The organism is Saccharospirillum salsuginis, assembly GCF_014651855.1.
Lineage (GTDB): Bacteria > Pseudomonadota > Gammaproteobacteria > Pseudomonadales > Natronospirillaceae > Saccharospirillum > Saccharospirillum salsuginis.
Genome location: NZ_BMXR01000003.1, coordinates 349457 through 369842, shown reverse-complemented (window position 1 = coordinate 369842; position 20386 = coordinate 349457). Strand labels below are relative to the sequence as shown.

17 protein-coding genes are annotated in these 20386 nt (G+C 61.4%); 7 read left to right on the top strand and 10 right to left on the bottom strand.

Translation table 11 applies throughout. The features are described 5' to 3' along the window. Positions 1–100 precede the first annotated feature (100 nt). A complete protein-coding gene (locus tag IE111_RS07905; protein WP_189608004.1) occupies positions 101–1264 on the bottom strand; it encodes a phosphoglycerate kinase in 1164 nt (387 codons plus the stop codon). 392 nt (positions 1265–1656) lie between these two features. Between IE111_RS07905 and udk the strand changes: the two genes are divergently transcribed. From udk to IE111_RS07880, 5 genes are all read left to right on the top strand, one after another. Then, positions 1657–2292, top strand: coding sequence for a uridine kinase (udk, locus tag IE111_RS07900; protein ID WP_189608003.1), 636 nt, complete (start codon positions 1657–1659; stop codon positions 2290–2292). A gap of 134 nt (positions 2293–2426) precedes the next feature. Beyond that, the gene (locus tag IE111_RS07895; RefSeq protein WP_189608002.1) at positions 2427–4310 is read left to right on the top strand and encodes a hypothetical protein; all 1884 of its coding nucleotides are present in this window, start codon (positions 2427–2429) and stop codon (positions 4308–4310) included. A 7-nt stretch (positions 4311–4317) separates the two neighbouring features. Beyond that, the gene (locus tag IE111_RS07890) at positions 4318–4911 is read left to right on the top strand and encodes a DUF924 family protein (RefSeq protein ID WP_189608001.1); all 594 of its coding nucleotides are present in this window, start codon (positions 4318–4320) and stop codon (positions 4909–4911) included. Between the two features lie 75 nt (positions 4912–4986). Beyond that, positions 4987–5724 (top strand): DsbA family protein, encoded by a 738-nt coding sequence (locus tag IE111_RS07885; RefSeq protein ID WP_189608000.1) that lies wholly within the window; start codon positions 4987–4989, stop codon positions 5722–5724. Positions 5725–5908: 184 nt separating this feature from the next. Next, complete coding sequence (locus IE111_RS07880; protein WP_189607999.1) at positions 5909–6979, top strand: HD domain-containing phosphohydrolase; 1071 nt, start codon at positions 5909–5911, stop codon at positions 6977–6979. 13 nt (positions 6980–6992) lie between these two features. Here the strand turns inward: IE111_RS07880 and IE111_RS07875 are convergent, their stop codons facing one another. The 9 genes from IE111_RS07875 to def form a co-directional block, all read right to left on the bottom strand. Further along, positions 6993–7757, bottom strand: coding sequence for a lysophospholipid acyltransferase family protein (locus IE111_RS07875; protein ID WP_189607998.1), 765 nt, complete (start codon positions 7755–7757; stop codon positions 6993–6995). Between the two features lie 133 nt (positions 7758–7890). After that, positions 7891–10014, bottom strand: coding sequence for a glycine--tRNA ligase subunit beta (gene glyS, locus IE111_RS07870; RefSeq protein ID WP_189607997.1), 2124 nt, complete (start codon positions 10012–10014; stop codon positions 7891–7893). A gap of 5 nt (positions 10015–10019) precedes the next feature. Further along, positions 10020–10976: a glycine--tRNA ligase subunit alpha gene (gene glyQ, locus IE111_RS07865; protein WP_229805282.1), complete on the bottom strand. Its 957-nt coding sequence runs from the start codon at positions 10974–10976 to the stop codon at positions 10020–10022. Positions 10977–11045: 69 nt separating this feature from the next. After that, complete coding sequence (locus IE111_RS07860; protein ID WP_189607996.1) at positions 11046–11519, bottom strand: DUF3291 domain-containing protein; 474 nt, start codon at positions 11517–11519, stop codon at positions 11046–11048. A 138-nt stretch (positions 11520–11657) separates the two neighbouring features. Further along, a complete protein-coding gene (locus IE111_RS07855) occupies positions 11658–13106 on the bottom strand; it encodes a TrkH family potassium uptake protein (protein ID WP_189607995.1) in 1449 nt (482 codons plus the stop codon). A gap of 41 nt (positions 13107–13147) precedes the next feature. Further along, positions 13148–14524, bottom strand: a complete 1377-nt coding sequence (gene trkA, locus IE111_RS07850) for a Trk system potassium transporter TrkA (RefSeq protein ID WP_189607994.1) — start codon at positions 14522–14524, stop codon at positions 13148–13150. 185 nt (positions 14525–14709) lie between these two features. After that, complete coding sequence (gene rsmB, locus IE111_RS07845; RefSeq protein ID WP_189607993.1) at positions 14710–15999, bottom strand: 16S rRNA (cytosine(967)-C(5))-methyltransferase RsmB; 1290 nt, start codon at positions 15997–15999, stop codon at positions 14710–14712. Then, positions 15996–16961 carry a methionyl-tRNA formyltransferase gene (fmt, locus tag IE111_RS07840; protein ID WP_189607992.1) on the bottom strand — a complete coding sequence of 322 codons (966 nt, stop codon included), beginning with the start codon at positions 16959–16961 and terminating at the stop codon, positions 15996–15998. Before fmt ends, rsmB begins: the two co-directional genes overlap by 4 nt. Before the next feature lie 3 nt (positions 16962–16964). Further along, positions 16965–17471 carry a peptide deformylase gene (gene def / locus IE111_RS07835; protein ID WP_229805281.1) on the bottom strand — a complete coding sequence of 169 codons (507 nt, stop codon included), beginning with the start codon at positions 17469–17471 and terminating at the stop codon, positions 16965–16967. A 330-nt stretch (positions 17472–17801) separates the two neighbouring features. Between def and IE111_RS07830 the strand changes: the two genes are divergently transcribed. Continuing rightward, positions 17802–18890: a LysM peptidoglycan-binding domain-containing protein gene (locus IE111_RS07830; RefSeq protein WP_189607991.1), complete on the top strand. Its 1089-nt coding sequence runs from the start codon at positions 17802–17804 to the stop codon at positions 18888–18890. 74 nt (positions 18891–18964) lie between these two features. Further along, on the top strand, positions 18965–20065 hold the full coding sequence (dprA, locus tag IE111_RS07825) for a DNA-processing protein DprA (RefSeq protein WP_189607990.1): 1101 nt from the start codon (positions 18965–18967) through the stop codon (positions 20063–20065). Positions 20066–20386: the final 321 nt, after the last annotated feature.

Here is a 20386-nt window from a genome sequence, read left to right as displayed (position 1 = left end):
GCTTCGGTTCCTCAATTGGCTTGATGGACCGCCCGCCGCGACGACCGGTCCTCGGTCTTTGGTTCAACCGCCGCCCCGGGGTACGAGGCGGCGGAGATCGTTAACCCTGGGCGCGTTGCTCCAGGATCTCGACCGCCGGCAGTTTCTTGCCTTCCACGAACTCCAGGAAAGCGCCGCCGCCGGTGGAAATGTAGGAAAACTTGTCTTCCATTCCGAACTTCTGCACGGCCGCGATCACATCACCGCCCCCGAGTACGGAGAACGCACCGCTGTCCGCGATAGCTTCGGCGATGGCTCGGGTGCCGCCGGCGAAGTTGTCGAATTCAAACACGCCGCATGGGCCGTTCCACAGAATGGTTTTCGCGCCCTTGAGTACTTCGGCGAACTTGGCGGCTGTTTCTGGGCCCAGGTCCATGATTTCCTCATCGTCCTGAACCTGATCGACCGGCTTGACCGTCGCCTCGGCCTTGGGGCTGAATTCCTTACCGGTACGCACGTCGATGGGTTCGGGAATGTCGAGCTTATCCATCAGCGCCTTGGCCTGGGGAATCAGGTCCTTCTCGTGCAGCGAGTTGCCGACATTATAGCCGCGTGCCGCCACAAAGGTGTTGGAGATGCCACCGCCGACAATCAACTGGTCGCACACCTGGGACAGGCTTTCCAGCACGGTCAGTTTTGTTGACACCTTGGCTCCGCCGACCACGGCGACCATCGGCCGGGCCGGGTTGTCCAGCGCCTTGGCCAGTGCTTCCAGTTCACCGGCGAGCAGCGGGCCGGCGCAGGCGACCGGGGCGTGCTTGGCGACGCCGTGTGTCGATGCCTGGGCGCGGTGGGCGGTACCGAAGGCGTCCATGACGTAGACGTCGCACAGTTTGGCCATCTTTTGCGCCAGGTCGTCGTCGTTCTTCTTTTCACCGACGTTGAAGCGGACGTTTTCGAGGATGACGACATCGGCGTCGGTGTCGACACCGTCGACCCAGTCCTTGACCAGCGGGATCTCGCGGCCGAGCAGCTTGCCCATGTGGGCGGCGACGGGGGCGAGGGAGTATTTTTCTTCGTATTCACCTTCGGTCGGGCGACCCAGGTGGGACATGATCATGACTTTGGCGCCCTGTTCGAGGGCTTCCCGGATGGTGGGCAGTGAGGCGGTGATGCGCTGGTCGGAGGTGACATTACCCTGATCGTCGAGCGGGACGTTCAGGTCCTGCCGGATGAGGACGCGCTTACCGGCCAGATCCAGGTCAGACATTTTGATCACAGACATGGCAGTTCCTTCGAAGGTGACAATGAATTCGGGACGGCCATTGTAGACCCTGTAGCCTTCGGAATCACGGGTCCTGTAATTTTCCTACAACCCGGATTGCGCAACAGAGTTTTGATGTTGTGCCAGTGGGATGCTTGCACCCTGGTTGCCCAGGGTCCGTGCGGGGCAGGCGGTGTGGCCGCTGACGGACCGCCAGAGGGCTGCGCGGTACCCGGTGCGGATTCCTGGCAACCAGGGAGCGAACGACCCACCGGCACCGTAGAATAATCTACAATCAACCACCAAAACCTAACCGGTAGGTCAGAGACAAAACGGAACAGTGTTGGTACACTGGTATCCCAGCCTGACCCCCAATACAGTGCCCGAACCGGGCCGCAAGCTGGAAGCTGTTCATGAGCGTCTCCCCCATCTTTATCGGCATCGCCGGTGCCTCCGCCTCCGGAAAAAGTCTGTTGGCCGGAACCATCTACGAAGAACTCCGCAACACCATTGGCGGTCATTCCATCGCCATCATCAAGGAAGACAGCTACTACCAGGAACAAAGCGACCTGACGTTCGAAGAGCGAACGGCGATCAACTACGACCATCCCAATGCCTTCGATCACGACCTGTTGATCGACCATATCGACCAACTGCACCAGGGTCGGGAAGTCGATATCCCCATCTACGATTACACCGTGCACAACCGGTCCGAAGAAAAGCGGCCGCTCAGCCCGGTCCCGGTGATCATCATCGAGGGGATCCTGATTCTGCACGACAAGGCCATTCGCAAGCGGCTCGACGCCAAGGTGTTCATGGATACTCCGCTGGATGTCTGCCTGCTGCGTCGTCTGCGCCGGGACATTTCCGAGCGTGGCCGGACGGTGGATTCGGTGATCGAGCAGTACAAACGCACCGTGCGCCCGATGTTTCTGGAATTCATCGAGCCGACCAAGCAATTCGCCGACATCATCGTGCCCCGTGGCGGCAAGAACCGCGTGGCGATCGAGATGATCAAGGCCAGAATTCTGCAAATGCTGGCCAACTGAATGTCCGGGGGAATGGGCAGGATGCCCTCCCCCTGTGCACTAACGCACAAACTGACCATTTTCCCCTTGCCTGCCCGCTTGAACTGGCGAATTCTAGGCGGTCCTATCCACTATGAATTGTCGGGACAGCCGTCATGTCCGCCGCCCGTTACCATTTGGTCTGCGAAGGCTTTCGCAGCGCCTCCGTAAATAAAACCCAGCTCAGTTTCGCGCTCAAGCAACAGCTCAAGCTCGACGATGCGCAACTGGCCGATCTGATGGCCAGTCGGCGCACCATTCTGGCCCGAAATCTGAACGAGGAAAAAGCCCGTGCCCTGGGTCGGAAGCTGAGTCGCGCCGGTCTCATGGTGAAAGCCGAGACCGTGGCGGCCAATCAGAAGATCTCGCCCGAGGAACTGCGCCACCATTTGTTGGACGGCGGGTTGAGTCATTATTTCGCCGGTCGCTATCACCATCCGGACGAGGAATTGGATACGCGATTGAGCCTGGCGCTTCTGGCCGGTGTGCCCGCACTGTGCTATGTCCTGTTGCCGTTGATCGCCTTAATGCTGGCGCTACCCTTGTTGTCGCTGTCCGTCTGGCTGGAGCAGACCGTCGCCGCCGCGGTGCAGGGTTTGATCGCCGCCGCCCTGCTGGTGCCGGCCTGGTTATTGCGCCCGGTCCGCGAACCGGCCGACGGGGTGAAGCTGGAAGCCGATACCGAGCATCTGATTTACACCCTGTGCGATGAAATCAGTCATTACCTGGATGCGCCCTCCGTGGTCACCCTGCGTGTCAGCGAAGCGCCTCTGATCCGGATGCATCAATCCCTCCCGCAGTGGTTGCGCGGACAGTGCGAACTGGAACTGGGCCTGCCGTTTCTGGAAGCGACCACCCTGCAGCAGACCGCCGGCGAGATCGCATATCAGCTGGGGGCGCTGGCGCCGCGCGGTTATCACTGGCAATGGGGACTGTTCCAATTCGCGCATCGAGCATTGACCCGGCGGGTTCCCAGGCTTCGCGACCCCCTGGCCGGCTGGATCAAGCCGATGCTGGAGTATCAGGAGCAACGCCAACACACCATGGTCGACGCCTTGATCGGCCGTCAGGTTGCTCAACAATTGCAGCGGTTGCGCAGTCAGTTGGGCCCTTTGGAGGCGAATTGGTCCCAATTTCAGCAATTTTGCGAACACCTGGCCATTCAACCGACGGCTTGGTCGGACTGGCTGCGTGCCGCGCCGCCCTCGAACAGCGACGCCGAGGAAGACAGCCCCGGGCTGTTTCGCATCAGCGCGCCGGCCACCTGGGCGCTGTCCAATGCCAGTGGTTACCGCAAAGCCCTGAACCGGGACAGCGCACGGTCTTTCACCACTCCGGCGTTGTCCGCCTGGAAACAGTTCCAGACTGTGCAACGGGCGAAACACCGTCTGACCGGAGACGCCTTCCCGGCGTCGGCTTTAATGCCGCCGACGGGCAGTGCACCCGCCACCCGGTTCCGACCCAGCCAGCTCAAACAGCGTTATCGGGCCACGCTGAAAAACCAGGAAGCGGCCATCCGCCACGCGCTCGGGCTGAACAAGAAGGCGCCGAAGCAGGATCTGAACCACTTGAGCCGACAGTGGCGTGAGGCGGCCTCCGCGTACTGGGACGAGTCGGCATTGCGCCATCGCAGCCTGCCGCTGGCCAAGGCGGTCTACCTGGCGCTGAACAACGCCGAACAGATGACCCTCTGGGCCAGGCAGACGGTGGAAACGGAGTCCGAACCCGCACGGATCCGGGATCGCCAATTGATGGCGCTCTACCACCGCTGGCTGAATGCACTCAAGCCGATTCCGGCGTTGCCGTTACTGGCCGCTCCGGGCCGCAGCCTGAGCGACCAATTGCTGCGGGGCGCAACCGCTCAGGATTCGGTGACGGCCGCCACCATCGCTCAACACTGCGACTATTGGGTCAACAGTCTGCAAATCTACTGGACGCTGGTCGCCGCCAGTCTGCTAAACTCCCAGACTGATACGGAGACAGGCCAAGCGGCCGCCTGAGGCACCCATGAAACCCTGGCAACCGGTTCTGGATTTCTGGTTCGGCGACCGGGAACCCCCGGAACCCGCATTTCAAAAACGCTGGTTCAGCGGCGGTTCCGACGTCGATCAACAGATTGAACAACGTTTCGGCGAGCTGCACCGGCGTGCCGTCGAGGGCGAGTTGGCCGCCTGGCTCGAACATCCCGAGGGTCGCCTGGCGAAGATCGTGCTCGTCGACCAATTCAGTCGCAATCTCTATCGTGGTACGGCCCGGGCCTTCGCCTGGGATGAACTGTCTCAGCGCTGGGCGCTTGAGGCCCGGGACAATGGTCACTACGGTGGCCTGGCCTTGAGCGGGCGGATGTTTTGCCTGATGCCGCTGATGCATTCCGAAGATCTGGCGCTACACCACGCGCTTCAGACCGCCATTGAACAGTTGCGATCCGAATTCTCGGATCAGGACGATCTGCTGCAAGGCTTCGCCAGGGCCGCGGACGAACACCGCGCGATCATCGAGCGGTTTGGTCGCTATCCACATCGCAACGCCAGCCTGGACCGTCCTTCGACCGATGAGGAAGTCGCTTATCTCGCTGAATCGAAAAACCGTTTCGGGCAATGAGTGGCGGAACTTTCCGTCCCCGCCCGGGTCAAACGTCCAATCCCAATTCTCTGCCCTAACATTTCTGGAGCACCCATGATTCAAAAATCCCGCTGGACCATGCTGGTCCTGATCCCCCTGATGGCTCTGACCGCGTTGACCGTTCGTGCCGAGGAAATGTCCGAACAGGAAGTCGAACGCATTGTGCGCGACTACCTGCTCGAAAACCCGGAAGTCATTGTCGAAGCCATTAATGTCCTGCGCCAGCGTGAACAGGCGGCGGAAGAAGCCGCGGCCAGCGAGCAACTTTCCGGTCTGGAAAACGAACTGGTGAACGCCGAGCGCGACCCGGTTGGCGGCAACCCCGATGGTCAAATCACCCTGGTCGAGTTTTTCGACTACAACTGTGGCTATTGCAAGCGCGTCAACAGCACGCTGCAGGCACTGATCGAGGACAATCCGGACCTGCGCGTCGTCTATAAGGAATTCCCGATTTTATCCGAAACCTCGATGACGGCCGCGCGCGCCTCTCTGGCAGTCAACGCCCTCTATCCAGAGCAATACGAAACCTTCCACCGGCGGTTACTGGACCAGCGAGGCAGCCTGCAACAGGACAGCCAAGTCTGGGATGCCGTGGCGCAACTCGACGTCGATGTCGAAGCGGTTAAAACAGAAGCCGGGAAAAGCTGGGTCCAGGACACCATATCCCGGAACCACCAACTGGCGCAGCAATTGAACATCACCGGCACCCCGACTTTTATCGTCGGCGACTCCATCCTGCGTGGCGCCTATCCGCAGGCAGACATCCAGGATGCGATCGACAAGAACAGCTGATCCCCTGCCGGGGCGGGTGCCTCCGCCCCTCGATACAACCCGGCGACCGATAACGCCGGGTTCCACCCCACTCCTCCCTTATGAAAACTGGCTATAAATGTCGGGCTTCGTGTTAGCCAGAGCTGTCTATACTCAGAAGGACACGGCCTATCGCCACCATTCAGTCGTTCAGAGACACAGCCTTATGTCGCATTTCGAATGCCCGGATTTCAGCGACCTGGACAAGGGTCTGATCGAGGATTTTCGAGCCACCGTCAATGACTCCCAGGAAGAAATCGATGCCTGCATTCAGCGGCTGAATCAGACCGGACGGGAAGACGATGTTCACCGTCTGTTTCGCGCCCTGCATTCACTCAAGGGCAATTGCCGCATGGTCTCGCTCGATCCCATGGTGGAACTGCTGCACGATCTGGAAGAAATCGCCTGCGACCTGCGACAGGGACACTATGCCTACGGTCAGGGGCTCGGGAACTTCATGCTCGAAGTGATCGATATCAGTCGCGAACTGGTGGGGCAACTGGTCGAACAGGGCCGCGCCGACGAAGACATTCGCCAATACCTGATCAAAGCCATCCGGCGCATTCGCGAAGCGCCGGATCCGGACCGGGATGGCCTCTGCCGCGACGTCCTGGCCGAGCTTCACGGCGAGCCGCCGCAGCAAAAACGCGGTGCTCTGCCGGAATTGCCCGGCGACATCACCCTGATGAAAGAACTCGCCAGCCAACTGGACAGCCTCAGCATCTATCGCAAGGGCCGGTCGGAACAGGTGCTGGATCTGTGTCGAAATTTGAACGATGCCCTCGGGCAACCGGTCGACCCAACCCAACTGGCGGCCGCCGTCTATTTGCACGACCTCGGCATGGCGTTCGTGCCGGCCGGTATCGTGCAGAAACAAGGTGTGCTGGAACGCGAGGAAGTCTATCAGGTGCAGATGCACGTTCATGTCGGAGCGCGGCTGTTGCAACGATTCGGGGATTGGGACGAAGCCGCGGCCATGGTGATGCAACACCACGAGCGTTTCGACGGCAGTGGTTACCCCAACCGCCTGAAGGGCGAGCAAATCCACACCGGTGCCCGCCTGATCGCCATCGCCGACAGTTTCTGCGCGATGACCAACGAACGGCACGACCGAACCTACAAGAAGACCCTGTTTACTGCCGTGCGGGAAGTGAACGCCGAGTCCGGCGCGCAATTCGACCCCGACGTCGTCGAGGTGTTCAACGACGTGATCCGCCAGCATTATTTAACGCGTTAGGAGGCTGTCGGATTCAGGAGGCTTTTACCGGCTGATCCAGAATGGCCGACCGACTGGTCTTGTGAATCTCGGCAAGGCCGTCGGCAATCCGTTTCTGCGCTTCGCGCGTGGCTTCTTCCGGTGTCTTGTCCGTCAGATCGACCTTGGGGTGGATGATCACATCAATGGTGCCGGGCAGCTTGACGAACCGCTTATTGAGCCAGAAATCCCCGGAATTGTGGGTTACCGGGATAATGGGCACCTCGGCCTCCTTCGCCAAGATGGCACCGCCGCGCTGGAAACGTCGTAATTGATTCGGTTCCGCCCGAGTCCCCTCCGGAAAGATCAGTACATAAATGCCGTCGCGCAGTCGGGGAACGCCCTGCTCCAGGATCTGGGTCATGGACCCCTTGCGGTTGCTGCGGTCGATGGCGATGGGACGCAGCATGGCGAACGTCCAACCGAAGAAGGGGATCTTCAACAGGCTTTTCTTGACCACCTGGGTCTGGGGACGAAACAGGCGTTGCAGAAAGAAGGTTTCCCAGGCGCTTTGGTGGTTGGAGACGACCACGCCGACGGTACCGTCCAGATGCTCAAGCCCGCTGATGCGGTATTTGATGCCGAGAATCCAGCGACTGGCCAGGACGGTCAATCGGGCCCAGGTTCCGATCACGAAATGATAGCGCCAGCGGTAAGGCAATAAATAAGCGAACAACGCGCAGAAACTCGCCCAGAGAATCGTGAAGGGGGCGTAGAAAAAGACGTAAAAAATAAATGTTCGCACGTAGGCCAACCACATGCCGTCCACTCTCATCGGTTGGAAAAAAGGACGCCCAGTGTACCCGGATTGATTCGGGGTGCGATGTCGAAAAAGTGAAATGATCCTTTCCTGACGGGAACAGAGCGACCAAGTTCGCCCTGTTCCCGGAAGATCATTGCTGTAGAACGGAGATGTCGGCCACTTGCAGGAATAACTGTCGCAAGCGCGCGAGCACGGCCAGACGATTGGCTCGCACGGCGGGATCCTCGGCCATGACCATGACCTGGTCGAAATAGGCATCGACCTCGTCGCGCAACGTCGCCAGACGTTGCAACGCGCCCTGGTAGTCGGTTTTATCCAGCATCGGTGCGACGTCGTGCTCCGCCGTTTCAATCGCATCCCACAACGTGGTCTCGGCCGATTCCACGAACAGTGACGGATTGGCCTGACGGGCCAACCAGGCCGGTCCGCCCTGCTTGAACCCTTTCGCCAGTTCCGTACCCAGGTTGTCGCCCGCTTTGTTCAGCAGGTTCGCCACCCGCTTGTTTGCCGCGGCCAGCGCTTCGGCCTGAGCCATGGCACTGAACCCGGCCACCGCCTTGACGCGGCGGTCGATGTCCAGCGGGCGGCTCGGATTCAGGGCACGCACGGCCTGGAACACATCCGGACGGAAACCGTCGTCCTGGTACCAGGCACTGAAGCGGTCCAGCGCGTAGTCGACGACCTGATCGACCACGGTTTCGCGTTGCGGCAGGTTGGCGTGCTGGTCGGCGGCGAACGCCACCAGTTCGTGCAGGTCCAGATCCAGTTCGCGTTCGACCAGGATGCGCAACACCCCCAGGGCGGCGCGACGCAGCGCGAACGGGTCCTTGGTGCCGGTCGGCGGCTGGCCGATGCCGAACAGGCCGGCCAGGTTATCCAGCCGGTCCGCCAGCGCCACGGCCATGCCGGCGCGACTGGTCGGCAGTTCGTCACCGGCGCCCGCAGGCTTGTACTGTTCCAGAATGGCGCGGGCCACGGTGTCCGGTTCGCCGTCGTGCAGCGCGTAGTAGTAACCGGCGATGCCCTGCATGTCGTCGAACTCGAACACCATGTCGGTCACCAGGTCGGCCTTGGCCAGCCAGGCGGCGCGTTCGGCGACCTCGACATCGTCACCCAGGCGGCGGGCGATCTCTCCGGCGATAGCTTTGAGTCGTCCGGCCTTGTCGTGCAGGGAGCCCAGCTTCTGCTGGAAGGTCACCGACTTGAGCTTCTCGACCCGCTCAACCAGGGGGGTCTTGCGGTCAGTGTCCCAGAAGAAAGCGGCATCGGCCAGACGCGGGCGGATGACTTTTTCGTTGCCGGATATCACCTGGCTCGGGTCTTTGCTCTCCAGGTTGGCGATGAAGACGAAGTAGGACGCCAACCGGCCCTGTTCGTCCATGGTCGGGAAATACTTCTGGTGCTCCTGCATGGACGAGACCAGCGCCTCGGCCGGCACATCCAGAAAGCGTTCGTCGAACTGCCCCACCAGCGCCACCGGCCATTCGTTCAGCGCCGTGACTTCGTCGAGCAGATCGTCGTCGATCACCGCCGTGACGCCCTTGGCTTCAGCGGCGACTTTGGCCTGTTCGGCAATGGTGGCGCGTCGTTGATCGAAAGACGCCAATACCCAACCCTGTTCTTTCAACACGTCGGCGTAGTCGGTCGGTCGCTTGATGCGGATCGGATCCGGGGCGTGAAAACGATGGCCCCGCGTGAAACGGTCGGCTTCGATGCCGTAAATGCTCGCCGGCACCACATCGTCGCCCAGCAGCATGACCAGCCACTGCACCGGCCGCACAAATTCGTCACGGCTCGCCCCCCAGCGCATCCGCTTGGGGATCGGCAGCGCATCCAGCGTGGCCTGAACCAGGTCCGGCAGCAGGTCTTTGGTCGCGCGGCCCGGTTCGACACCGCGGTAGACCAGCCACTCGCCCTTGCTGGTTTCCATCCGCTCCAACTGGTCGACGCTGACCCCGTTGCTGCGTGCAAAGCCTTCGGCGGCCTTGGTCGGGTTGCCGTCGGCATCGAAGGCGGCTTTGACGGCCGGCCCCCGGCGCTCGAAAGCTTCATCCGGCTGTTTCAGTTCCAGATCTTTCAGGACAACAGCCAGTCGGCGCGGCGCTCCGAAGCGATCGGCGGCGCCAAAGTTCAGGCCGGCGTCGCCCAGGCGGCTGAGCAGACCCTCGGCAAAGGCGTCCTGCAGACTTTTCAGGGCTTTGGGGGGCAACTCTTCGGTGCCCAGTTCAATCAGAAAATCGGCGTGTGTCGTCATGGTAGTCAGTCCTTGCTGTCCGCGTCCGCTCCGAGGATTTCATCGCGCAGGTGCTTCGGTGCCATCGGGAAACCAAGGGCCTTGCGCGCGTCGTAGTAGGCTTGCGCCACGTCGCGGGACAGCGTACGGATACGCAGGATATAGCGCTGGCGCTCGGTCACGGAAATGGCGTGACGGGCGTCCAGCAGATTGAAGGTGTGTCCGGCCTTGAGGATTTGCTCGTAAGCCGGCAACGGCAGGCCGGTGTCGATCAGTTTCCGGGCTTCGCCTTCGTGGTATTCGAACTGACGGAACAGATTGTCGACATCGGCGTGTTCGAAGTTGTAGGTCGACTGCTCGATTTCGTTCTGCAGATAAACGTCGCCGTAGGTCACCTTGGAGCCGTCCGGACCGATGGTCCAGATCAGGTCATAGACGTTGTCGACGTCCTGAATGTACATCGCCAGACGCTCCAGACCGTAGGTCAGCTCACCGGAGACCGGATAGCATTCGATGCCGCCGACCTGCTGGAAGTAGGTGAACTGGGTCACCTCCATGCCGTTCAGCCAGATCTCCCAACCCAGCCCCCAGGCGCCGAGTGTCGGGTTTTCCCAGTTGTCCTCGACGAAGCGGATGTCGTGCACCAGCGGGTCGATGCCGATGGCCTTCAACGAGCCCAGGTACAGCTCCTGAAAGTTGCTCGGGTTCGGCTTCAGGATGACCTGATACTGGTAGTAGTGCTGCAGACGGTTCGGGTTTTCACCGTAGCGACCGTCCGTCGGCCGGCGTGAGGGCTGCACATAGGCCACATTCCAGGTCTCCGGGCCCAGGGCGCGCAGGAAGGTGGCCGGATGACTGGTACCGGCGCCCACTTCCATATCGAGCGGCTGCAGAATGACGCAGCCCTGGTCGGCCCAGTATTTCTGCAAGGTCAGAATCAGCCCCTGGAAAGTGTTCAGGCTGGATGATGTCTGTTCGGTCACGGCGAAGATCCTGATAGCTGGATGGTCGGGAATCGAAACGCCGCATTATACATATCCGGGGGTGAAGGGTCATCGGGCCGTATCGGACTCGGCGGAGTCCATGGGAGCCGGGTAGGAGCGCTTGAAGGTGAACGCCTCCGATGTCGGCCCTGCTTCTTTTAGTCGCTCCAGTCGCGCTTTGGCTTCCGCCGGCGTCGGTGTGTGACCGACCGGCACCCACCAAAGCACCATGTGAACGTCCATCTTGTCGAACCACTCCTTGCGCCGGCGCATGATGTCGCGGTGCGCGGGGTTCTGGTAGACAAAGTAGAACAGGGACTCGATGTCCTCCCAGACCGAGAGGTTGACGATGGTATTCGGGTTCTCGAACAGGCGGACGTCCATGGCATCGTTGCCTTCGCCGATCAGCCGCCAGACGAAGCCCGGTTGCGCCTCGGCGGTGGCGTTGACCCGGTCCAGATTATTGACGAAATCCGCGTTGACCGGGTCCTCCATGGGTTTCCGGAAGGTGGCGAGGTTCAGTTGGGCGAGGTGGTAACGCACAGATTGTCTCCCTTTGTGTTTGATACCGGGGCAGGTTAACGGATCGATTTCTTACAGGATTGAACGAAATTGCGCCTATTCGGCTTGGCCGCGCAGGGGACCCGTGTGCGGACCATGCGCTCCTACTGGGCAGAAGCTTTAACTGCGCCAGAATTGCGGTGAGAACAGGACCAGCAGGGTGAAGACTTCCAGACGGCCGAGCAGCATGGCGATGCACAGTAACCATTTGGCGGTGTCCGGTATGGCGCCGTAATGAGCGGCGACGCTGCCGAGACCCGGGCCCAGGTTGTTCAACGAGGCGGCGACGGCGGACCAGGAGGTCGGGAAGTCCATGCCGGTGGCCAGCAGGCCGAACAGGATCAGTGCATAAACCAGGATATACATGCTGAAAAAGCCCCAGACGGCTTCGATCACCCGGTCGCCGACCGGACGCTTGCCGACTTTCAACGGGAAGACGCCGTTGGGATGGATCAGCCGCTTGATTTCACGCAACCCCTGTTTCATCAACAGCATGGAGCGGATGACTTTGATACCGCCGGCGGTCGAGGCCGCACAGCCCCCGACAAACGACGCAAGAATCAACATGAAGGGGCCGAACAGCGGCCAGAGCGCGAAGTCGGCGGTACCGAAGCCGGTCGTGGTCAGTATCGAGACGGCTTCGAACAAGCCATAGCGAACCGAGGTGACCGGATCATACGTTCGGGTAAACACCAGGAGCCCGATAGTCATGACCGACAGACCCGCGACGATCATCAGGAAGGTCCGGTATTCGGGGTCGAGGAGGTAATGTTTCACGCTGCGGCTGCGCCAGGCGACGAAATGCAACCCGAAATTCGCAGCCGACAGGATCATGAAGACAACGGCGATCAGCTCGATGGCCGGACTGTCGAAGTAGCCGATACTGGCGTCGTGCGTGGAAAACCCGCCAATGGCGACGGTCGAGAAACTGTGCGAAATGGCGTCGAACAGCGTCATGCCTGCGGCCCAATAGGCCAGTGTGCAGACCAGCGTCAGCGAGAAATAGATGTACCACAACGCCTTGGCGGTCTCGGCGATGCGCGGCGTCAGCTTGGCGTCCTTCATCGGGCCGGGTGTCTCGGCCCGGTACAGCTGCATGCCGCCGATACCCAGCATCGGCAGGACGGCCACCGCCAATACGATGATGCCCATGCCGCCCATCCACTGCAGTTGCTGACGGTAGAACAGCAGGCTCTTGGGCAGTTCATCCAGACCGGTGATCACCGTGGCTCCGGTGGTGGTCAGCCCGGAAAAGCTTTCAAAGAAGGAGTCGGTAAAGGTCTCGGTGGCGGCCGGTGCCAGGGTGATGGGTATCGAGCCGGCGAGCCCGAGCACCACCCAGAACAAGACGGTGATGACAAACCCGTCCCGGGTCCGCAGGTCCGCCTGGTGATGACGGACCGGTATCCAGATGGCGAACCCGGTGAACAGGGTGATCAGGAACCCGAGAATAAAGGCGTCGTGGATGCCGTCGTTGTAGATGAACGACACCAGCACCGACGGCAGCATGGAGAGGCTGAACACCATCAACAACAGGCCGAGTACCTTGGTGATCAGTCGCAAATGCATGGGCGAATCCGCTCCTTCCGTAGGGCCGCAGGGTGAATCGATTAAAAGAAGGTCAGGCCGACCTGGAACAACCGCTCGACATCGGTAATGCGCCGCTTGTCGATCAGGAACAGGATCACATGGTCGTCCGACTCGATGACCATGTCGCCCTGGGCGATCAATACGGTTTCATCGCGCACGATGGCACCGATGGTACAGCCTTCCGGCAAGTCGATGTCTTCGATCGCCCGCCCGACCACTTTCGATGAGTTGCGATCCCCGTGCGCGATCGCCTCGATCGCCTCGGCCGCGCCCCGGCGCAAGGAGTGAACATTGACGATGTCGCCGCGTCGCACGTGGGTCAGCAGGCTGCCGATGGTGGTTTGCGACGGGGAGATGGCGACATCGATTTCACCGCCCTGAACCAGGTCGACATAGGCTGAGTTGTTGATCAGCGTCATCACCTTGCGCGCGCCCAGCCGCTTGGCCAGCATCGAGGCCATGATGTTGGCCTCGTCGTCGTTGGTCAGAGCCAGGAAGATGTCGGTATCCTCGATGTTCTCGTCGAGCAGCAGCTCCTGGTCGGACGCGTCGCCCTTCAGCACAATGCAATGATTGAGGTTTTCACTCAGCCAGCGACAGCGCTCCTCGTACCGTTCCAGTATCTTCACCGAATAGCGTGTTTCCAGGTCGGCCGCGAGCCGGTAGCCGATGTTGCCGCCCCCGGCGATGATGATGCGTTTGTAATTGCTTTCCTTGCGTCTCAGTTCGCTCATCACGGCACGGATATCGGACTTGCCGGCGATGAAGAAGACTTCGTCCTCGGCTTCGATGACGGTGGAGCCGCGAGGGATGATGGGTCGGTCCTTGCGGAAGATGGCGGCGACCCGGGTCTGGACGGAGGGCATGTGTTGTTTGAGGAACCGCAGTTCCTGCCCGACCAGCGGACCGCCGTGGTAGGCCTTGACCGCGACCAGCTGCAGTTTGCCATCGGCGAAGTCGAGCACCTGCAGGGCGCCGGGTGTTTCGATCAGGCGGCGAATGTAGTTGGTGACCAGTTGCTCGGGGCTGATCAGGACGTCGACCGGGACGGCCTCGGGGCAGAAGAGTTTTTCGCTGTAGCGGGTGTACTGGGGGTTGCGGATGCGGGCGATTTTGGTCGGCGTCCGGTAGAGGGTATAGGCGACCTGGCAGGCGGCCATGTTGACTTCGTCGCTGTTGGTGACGGCAATCAGCAGGTCGGCGTCTTCGGCGCCGGCCTGGGCGAGGACATCGGGCAGGGAGGCCAGGCCGTTGATGGTTCGGATGTCGAGGCGGTCCTGCATTTCACGCAGTCGTTCACCGTCGGTATCGACGATGGTGATGTCGTTGTCTTCGCTGGCCAGGTTCTCCGCCAGTGTGGAACCCACCTGGCCGGCGCCGAGTAATATGATTTTCACGAAGTGTCCTTTCGGGAACAGTTAGTACGGTGCCAGGAACCCACGGAGGCTGCCCGGGACGCTCCTCCAGGGTCGCCGTGAACCCGTCCATGGGGGCTTGACGGCAGCATCCATGCTGCCCACATCCCTGGATGAGCATCCCGGGCATCCGCCGCTGGTCATCACAGGCAGGTTTCCCGACTTGCTCAACCGGTCGTTGTTTTTTCAATCAACGCGAAATAAAACCCATCATGCCCATTGGGTTGCGGCAGCCACTGTACCCCGACGGGTACCTCGGCGTCACCTGTCAGCTCAAGCGGTACAAGACGGGCGTCGTCGGTCTTGTCGAGAAACGCCTGGATCTGTGCGCTGTTTTCGCGTTGAAAGATCGAGCAGGTGGCATAGAGGAGTCGACCGCCGGGTTTTAGTGTGGTCCACAGGCGTTTGAGGAGGTGGGCCTGGACCTGGGTGAGGAAGTCGACGTCCTTGGGTTTGCGCAGCAGTTTGATGTCGGGGTGGCGGCGGATGACGCCACTGCCGGAGCAGGGGGCGTCGAGCAGGATGCGGTCGAAGGGTTGGCCGTCCCACCAGGCTTTGAGGTCGGATGCGTCCGCGGCGACCAGGTTGGCGTTGAGGTTAAGGCGGTCTAGGTTTTCGCGCACGCGGTCGAGGCGGGCGGGGTCGATGTCGAGCGCGGTGAGGTCGATGTCGGCGCGTTCGAGCAGGTGACCGGTCTTGCCGCCGGGGGCGGCGCAGGCGTCGAGGATGCGCTCGCCGTTCTGCGGGGCGAGCAGCCAGGTGCATTGCTGGGCGGCTTCGTCCTGGACGCTGACATCGCCGTCGACGAAACCGGGGATGGCCTGGACCGGGGCGGCCTCGGCCAATGTGGCAGCCGAGGGTGTCGGTTCGCACGGTGTTGCGGCGAGGCCTTCGGTGTCGGCACGGGCGAGCCATTCCTCGCGGCTTTGGCGGCGTTCGTTGATGCGCAGGGTCATCGGGCCCTGGAGGTTGCCGTTGGCGAGAATCGCCTGCCAGTGGTCGGGGTAGTCCTGGCGCAGGGCGCGGGCCATCCAGCCGGGGTAGCCTTCGCGGTTCTGGAGTTTGTCGAGCAGGGCGTCGCTTTCACGGGTAAACCGGCGCAGGGCGGCGTTGAGGACGCCTTTGGCCCAGGGTTTTTTCAGCGGTTTGGTGGCGTCGACGGTTTCGAAAATGGCGGCGTGTTCGGGCAGGTCGAGTTTCCACAGTTGGTAGATGCCGAGCACGAGCAGCATGTGCACCACCCGCTCCTTGCGCTGAATGGGTTTGTTCAGCAGTCGACGGGCGAGTTCGTCGAGGGACAGGTAGTGGCGCAAGGCACCGTAGACCAGCTGCTGGTAGAAACCACCCTGGCTCGGGTCCAGTTCGGCGCGGTATTGGGGAATCAAGTCGTTCAGCGAGCGGCCGCCGTCGACCACTTGCACTAAGGTTTTAGCGGCCAGAACTCGGACGTCGCTCATGTGGCGCGGGTGTCTCCACTGTTTTTTGAAAAATGGGGATGCTGTTCGAAGGCGTCGCGGCGGGCGTTGAGCACGTCGCGAATGGCCATGGCTTTCTTGCCGGGCAGTTGCAGTGTACGAAGCTCCAGGCATTGCTCACCGCACACGACCAACAGGCGGTCGCGTTCGACGACCAGGTGGCCGGGCTCGCCGGGGTGCGTCCGGTCTATGGCTTCGGCATCATGGATACGCACTGTCTGCCCCTGCCACCGGGTGTACGCACCCGGCCAGGGTGTCAGACCGCGAATCTGCCGGTCGATGGCCTGGGCGGACTGGTGCCAGTCGATCTCGCCTTCGGCTTTGCTCAGCTTGTGGGCGTAAGTAGCCTGGCTGTTGTCCTGGGGTTCGGGGATGAGTTGGCCGGCTTCGAGCCCGTCGAGGGCGTCGATCAGGGCCGGGCGTCCAAGTTCGATGAGCTTGTCGTGCAGGCTCGCACTGGTTTCACGCGGGTCGATGGCGCACTCGGACTTGAGCAGCATATCGCCCGTATCCAGGCCCTTGTCCATCTGCATGATGGTGACGCCGGTGCGTTCATCGCCGGACAGCAAGGCTCGATGGATCGGAGCGGCGCCGCGCCAACGCGGCAACAGGGAGGCGTGCACGTTGATGCAGCCCAGTCGCGGCGTATCCAGAACGCTTTGGGGCAGCAACAGCCCGTAGGCGACCACGATCATAAGGTCCGCGTTCAAGGCCGACAACTGTTCGATGGCGCCGGGTTCCTTGAAGGAGGCCGGCTGATGGACCGGGATTCCGGCCGTTTCGGCCACGGCCTTCACCGGTGAGGGCATCAGTTTGCGTCCCCGGCCGGCGGGTCGGTCCGGTTGGGTATAGACCCCCACCACCCGGTGAGGGGAATCGAGAACGGCTTTGAGGTGTTCGGCGGCGAAATCCGGTGTTCCGGCAAATACGACGTTCAATCCCATCGATCAGCTCACCGCCATCCGGTGCTGCTTCTCCAGCTTCTTGCGGATGCGGTTGCGCTTCAGGTTCGACAGGTAGTCGACGAACAGCTTGCCGTCGAGGTGGTCGATTTCGTGCTGGATGCAGATCGCCAGCAGGTCGTCCGCCTCCATCTCGAATGTCTCGCCCTTGGTATTCAGGGCGGTCACCCGGATTTTGTCGGACCGGGACACCTGCTCGTAAAAACCCGGAATCGACAAGCAGCCTTCCTGGTATTCGATGGTGTTGCCCAGTTTTTCGTATTCCGGGTTGATGAACACGTGCGGGTCGGTCTGGTCTTCGGACACGTCGACAACGATCACACGCTCATGAACGTTCACCTGAGAGGCCGCCAGGCCGATACCGGGGGCGTCGTACATGGTTTCGAGCATGTCTTTCGCCAGCGTGCGGATGCGATCATCCACCTCGGCGACGGGTTTGGCGACCGTGCGCAGACGCGGGTCGGGGTATTCGAGGATATCGAGTTTTGCCATGGTAGTACCTGAATTAATCTGTCGTATTGCCAATGATCGTTATTCTACATTATGGAGCTGATCATTGTGTGTTCAATTAGGGGATTTCGTTTCAATTCATAGCTTTGGGCTATGTCGGGGATGTGTGCAAGTGTGACATCGCTCGCAATTTCGCAACTATCTGCCGTGGTCACAGCTGAGAGTGGGCTTTAAGATGTTTCGCCAAGCGATTGACTGCTAAACTAAAAGTGTTCACTCTTAACCCGGTGTAACCGGGTTTTGCCGATAAAAACCCATTCCATAGCCTGCGGCCAGCCACCGTCGGCGTTGCATTGTATAGGGAAACAGGCCATGAGGAAATTCATCGCAGCCTTACTCGTCCTTTGCCTAGGCTCTGTTTCGTCGTGGGCGGAAGATGCCACGGGCGACCGGGTCGCCATCAATCAGGACGTGCCGGACCGCTACGTGGTGGTCAAGGGCGACACGCTCTGGGACATCGCCAAAATGTTCCTGGAAGACCCGTGGAAATGGCAGGACATCTGGTACATCAACCCCCAGATCGAAAACCCCCATTTGATTTACCCCGGTGATGTCATCGGCCTGATCATGGTCGACGGTGAACGCCGTTTGACCACCCTGTCGCGCGGTGCGGAATCGCGTACATTGCGGGTCTCGCCGGACGACGCCGAAGGCGGAGTCGTCAAACTGCGCCCCACGGCGCGCATCACACCGATTTTCGGCGCCATTCCGGCCATCCCGCGCGAACACGTCGAGGGTTTCCTGTCCGGTAACCGCGTCGTCGCCGAAGACACCCTCATAACCGCCCCCTACATTGTCAGTGGCCTGGAAGGCCGGTTGCTTATGGGTGCCGGCGACACCGTCTACGGCCGGGGCGATTTCGACGAGGACCTGCGCGTATACCAGATTTACCGCCAGGGTGAGGAACTGATCGACCCCGAAACCCGCGAATCCCTGGGCTTCGAAGCCATCGAACTCGGCCAGGCGCGTCTCGAGACCACGGCGCGGGACATCGGCACCATGACATTGCAGCGCTCCAACCAGCAAATCATGCTGGAAGACCGCCTGCTGCCGTCGGACGAAGCGCTGCTCAGTGCCGTTTTCTACCCCAGCGAACCGCCCGAAGGCGTCGAGGGCGAGATTCTGCGCGTCGCCCGGGGCGTCAAGAGCATTGGCCAGTTCGACGTGGTGATCGTCAACCGTGGCGAACGCGAAGGCGTCGAGCCCGGCAATATCTTTCGTGTCTTCCAGCAGGGAGGTCGTGTGACCGACCCGGTCACCGGGGATCGTCTGCAGCTGCCCGGTCAGGATGCCGGCCTGATGATGATCTTCCGCGTCTTCGACCGTGTCTCGTACGGCCTGATTCTGGAAGCCGACATGCCGATGAGCGTCGGTGACACAGTGAGCTCGCCCGGGTTCTGACCCTAACCGAATACCGATAGACGGGAGCCTCAAGGATGCAGTCGGAGGCTCCCCAACCACAGAAGGAGCTGTCCATGCCGGACGAACGTCTGAGCTGGCTGCGCTGGGTAATGACACCCGGCCTCGGCCTGAAGCGCTGCCATCAATTGCTCAACCTGGTCGATCACCCCGACGACCTGATCACCCACCCGGAACGCTGGCCTCTGCCCGAGTCGATCAAGGCCGTACTGCGCGAAATGCAGTATCTGGGCGAACAGCACCCCATCCACCGCCGCGCCCTGGAACAGATGCGCTGGGCCGAAGCCCCCGACCATCATCTGGTCAGCTTTCAGTGTGAACATTACCCGGAACTGCTGAACCAGATCGACGACCCGCCCCTGTTGCTCTGGTTAACCGGTGACCCGAGCCTGCTCAACCGGCCGCAAATCGGTGTCGTCGGCAGCCGCAGCGCCAGCCTGTCCGCCCGTCGCAACGCCCAGACCCTGGGGCGGGATATCTGCCGGGCCGGGTTCGTCATCACCAGCGGCGGCGCGGCGGGCATCGACGGCTGTGCGCACGAAGGCGCCCTGGACAGCGGTGGTCAGACACTGGCCGTACTCGGCTGTGGCGTGGACGTCGTCTACCCGCGCAACCACCGCACCCTGTTCGAGCGCATCGCCCGTCAGGGTGCCCTGATCTCCGAACATCCGTTGGGCACCCAACCCAAACCGGGTCATTTCCCGCGCCGCAACCGCATCATCAGCGGGCTCAGCGACGCCGTCGTCGTGGTCGAGGCCGCCGAACGCAGCGGTTCGCTGATCACCGCCGAACACGCCCTCGACCAGGGTCGCGATGTTTATGCGATCCCCGGTGACATCAACAACCCCAACGCCGCCGGCTGCCACCGGCTGATTCAGGACGGCGCCTACCTGCTGTCCAAAGCCGAGGACCTGCTGACGTCACTGCATCCCTGTCATCAGCCACCCACCCCTCAAATCACAGTCGATCCGAAACCCGATCCAGAATTACCGGACATGCAACAACGTCTGCTCACCCTGCTCTCAGCCGAACCCCAGCCGCTGGATGTGCTCAGTGACCATCTGGACTGTGCCTCGCACGCCCTGCTGGAGCCGTTGCTGGAACTGGAGTTGGCCGGCTGGATTCAGCAGCAGCCCGGGGGTTATAGCCGATTGTAGGTATGGTACCGCACCGGCTAACGTAGGTTGGATCGGTACGTCTGGTCCGGCACCCCGGCTTCGGTGGCCCATAGGGCGGAATCCAACAACTGGGATACAACTGGGATAGTGCCACAAACCGCAGCACCCTCTCCCCAACCCTGGGAGGGCTGTAGGTTGGCACGGCAATAAGCTCCTGAGGCGGGGGTAGCCCTCCCAGGGGATGTGGGCAGCAGGGATGCTGCCGTCAAGCCCCCATGGACGGGTTCATGGCGGCCCCAGGGAGGGCTACCCCCGTCTCAGGGGCGAACCCAGCCACGGAACCTACGGACCACAGCCTCA

What these genes read in the sequence shown, in the direction of transcription:
- IE111_RS07880 (WP_189607999.1), top strand. Translation starts at nt 5,909, where the DNA reads ATGTCGCATTTCGAATGCCCGGATTTCAGCGACCTGGACAAGGGTCTG.
- IE111_RS07875 (WP_189607998.1), bottom strand. Translation starts at nt 7,757, where the DNA reads ATGTGGTTGGCCTACGTGCGAACATTTATTTTTTACGTCTTTTTCTAC.
- IE111_RS07905 (WP_189608004.1), bottom strand. Translation starts at nt 1,264, where the DNA reads ATGTCTGTGATCAAAATGTCTGACCTGGATCTGGCCGGTAAGCGCGTC.
- IE111_RS07830 (WP_189607991.1), top strand. Translation starts at nt 17,802, where the DNA reads ATGAGGAAATTCATCGCAGCCTTACTCGTCCTTTGCCTAGGCTCTGTT.
- udk (WP_189608003.1), top strand. Translation starts at nt 1,657, where the DNA reads ATGAGCGTCTCCCCCATCTTTATCGGCATCGCCGGTGCCTCCGCCTCC.
- fmt (WP_189607992.1), bottom strand. Translation starts at nt 16,961, where the DNA reads ATGGGATTGAACGTCGTATTTGCCGGAACACCGGATTTCGCCGCCGAA.
- IE111_RS07885 (WP_189608000.1), top strand. Translation starts at nt 4,987, where the DNA reads ATGATTCAAAAATCCCGCTGGACCATGCTGGTCCTGATCCCCCTGATG.
- IE111_RS07890 (WP_189608001.1), top strand. Translation starts at nt 4,318, where the DNA reads ATGAAACCCTGGCAACCGGTTCTGGATTTCTGGTTCGGCGACCGGGAA.
- rsmB (WP_189607993.1), bottom strand. Translation starts at nt 15,999, where the DNA reads ATGAGCGACGTCCGAGTTCTGGCCGCTAAAACCTTAGTGCAAGTGGTC.
- IE111_RS07855 (WP_189607995.1), bottom strand. Translation starts at nt 13,106, where the DNA reads ATGCATTTGCGACTGATCACCAAGGTACTCGGCCTGTTGTTGATGGTG.
- glyS (WP_189607997.1), bottom strand. Translation starts at nt 10,014, where the DNA reads ATGACGACACACGCCGATTTTCTGATTGAACTGGGCACCGAAGAGTTG.
- IE111_RS07895 (WP_189608002.1), top strand. Translation starts at nt 2,427, where the DNA reads ATGTCCGCCGCCCGTTACCATTTGGTCTGCGAAGGCTTTCGCAGCGCC.
- def (WP_229805281.1), bottom strand. Translation starts at nt 17,471, where the DNA reads ATGGCAAAACTCGATATCCTCGAATACCCCGACCCGCGTCTGCGCACG.
- dprA (WP_189607990.1), top strand. Translation starts at nt 18,965, where the DNA reads ATGCCGGACGAACGTCTGAGCTGGCTGCGCTGGGTAATGACACCCGGC.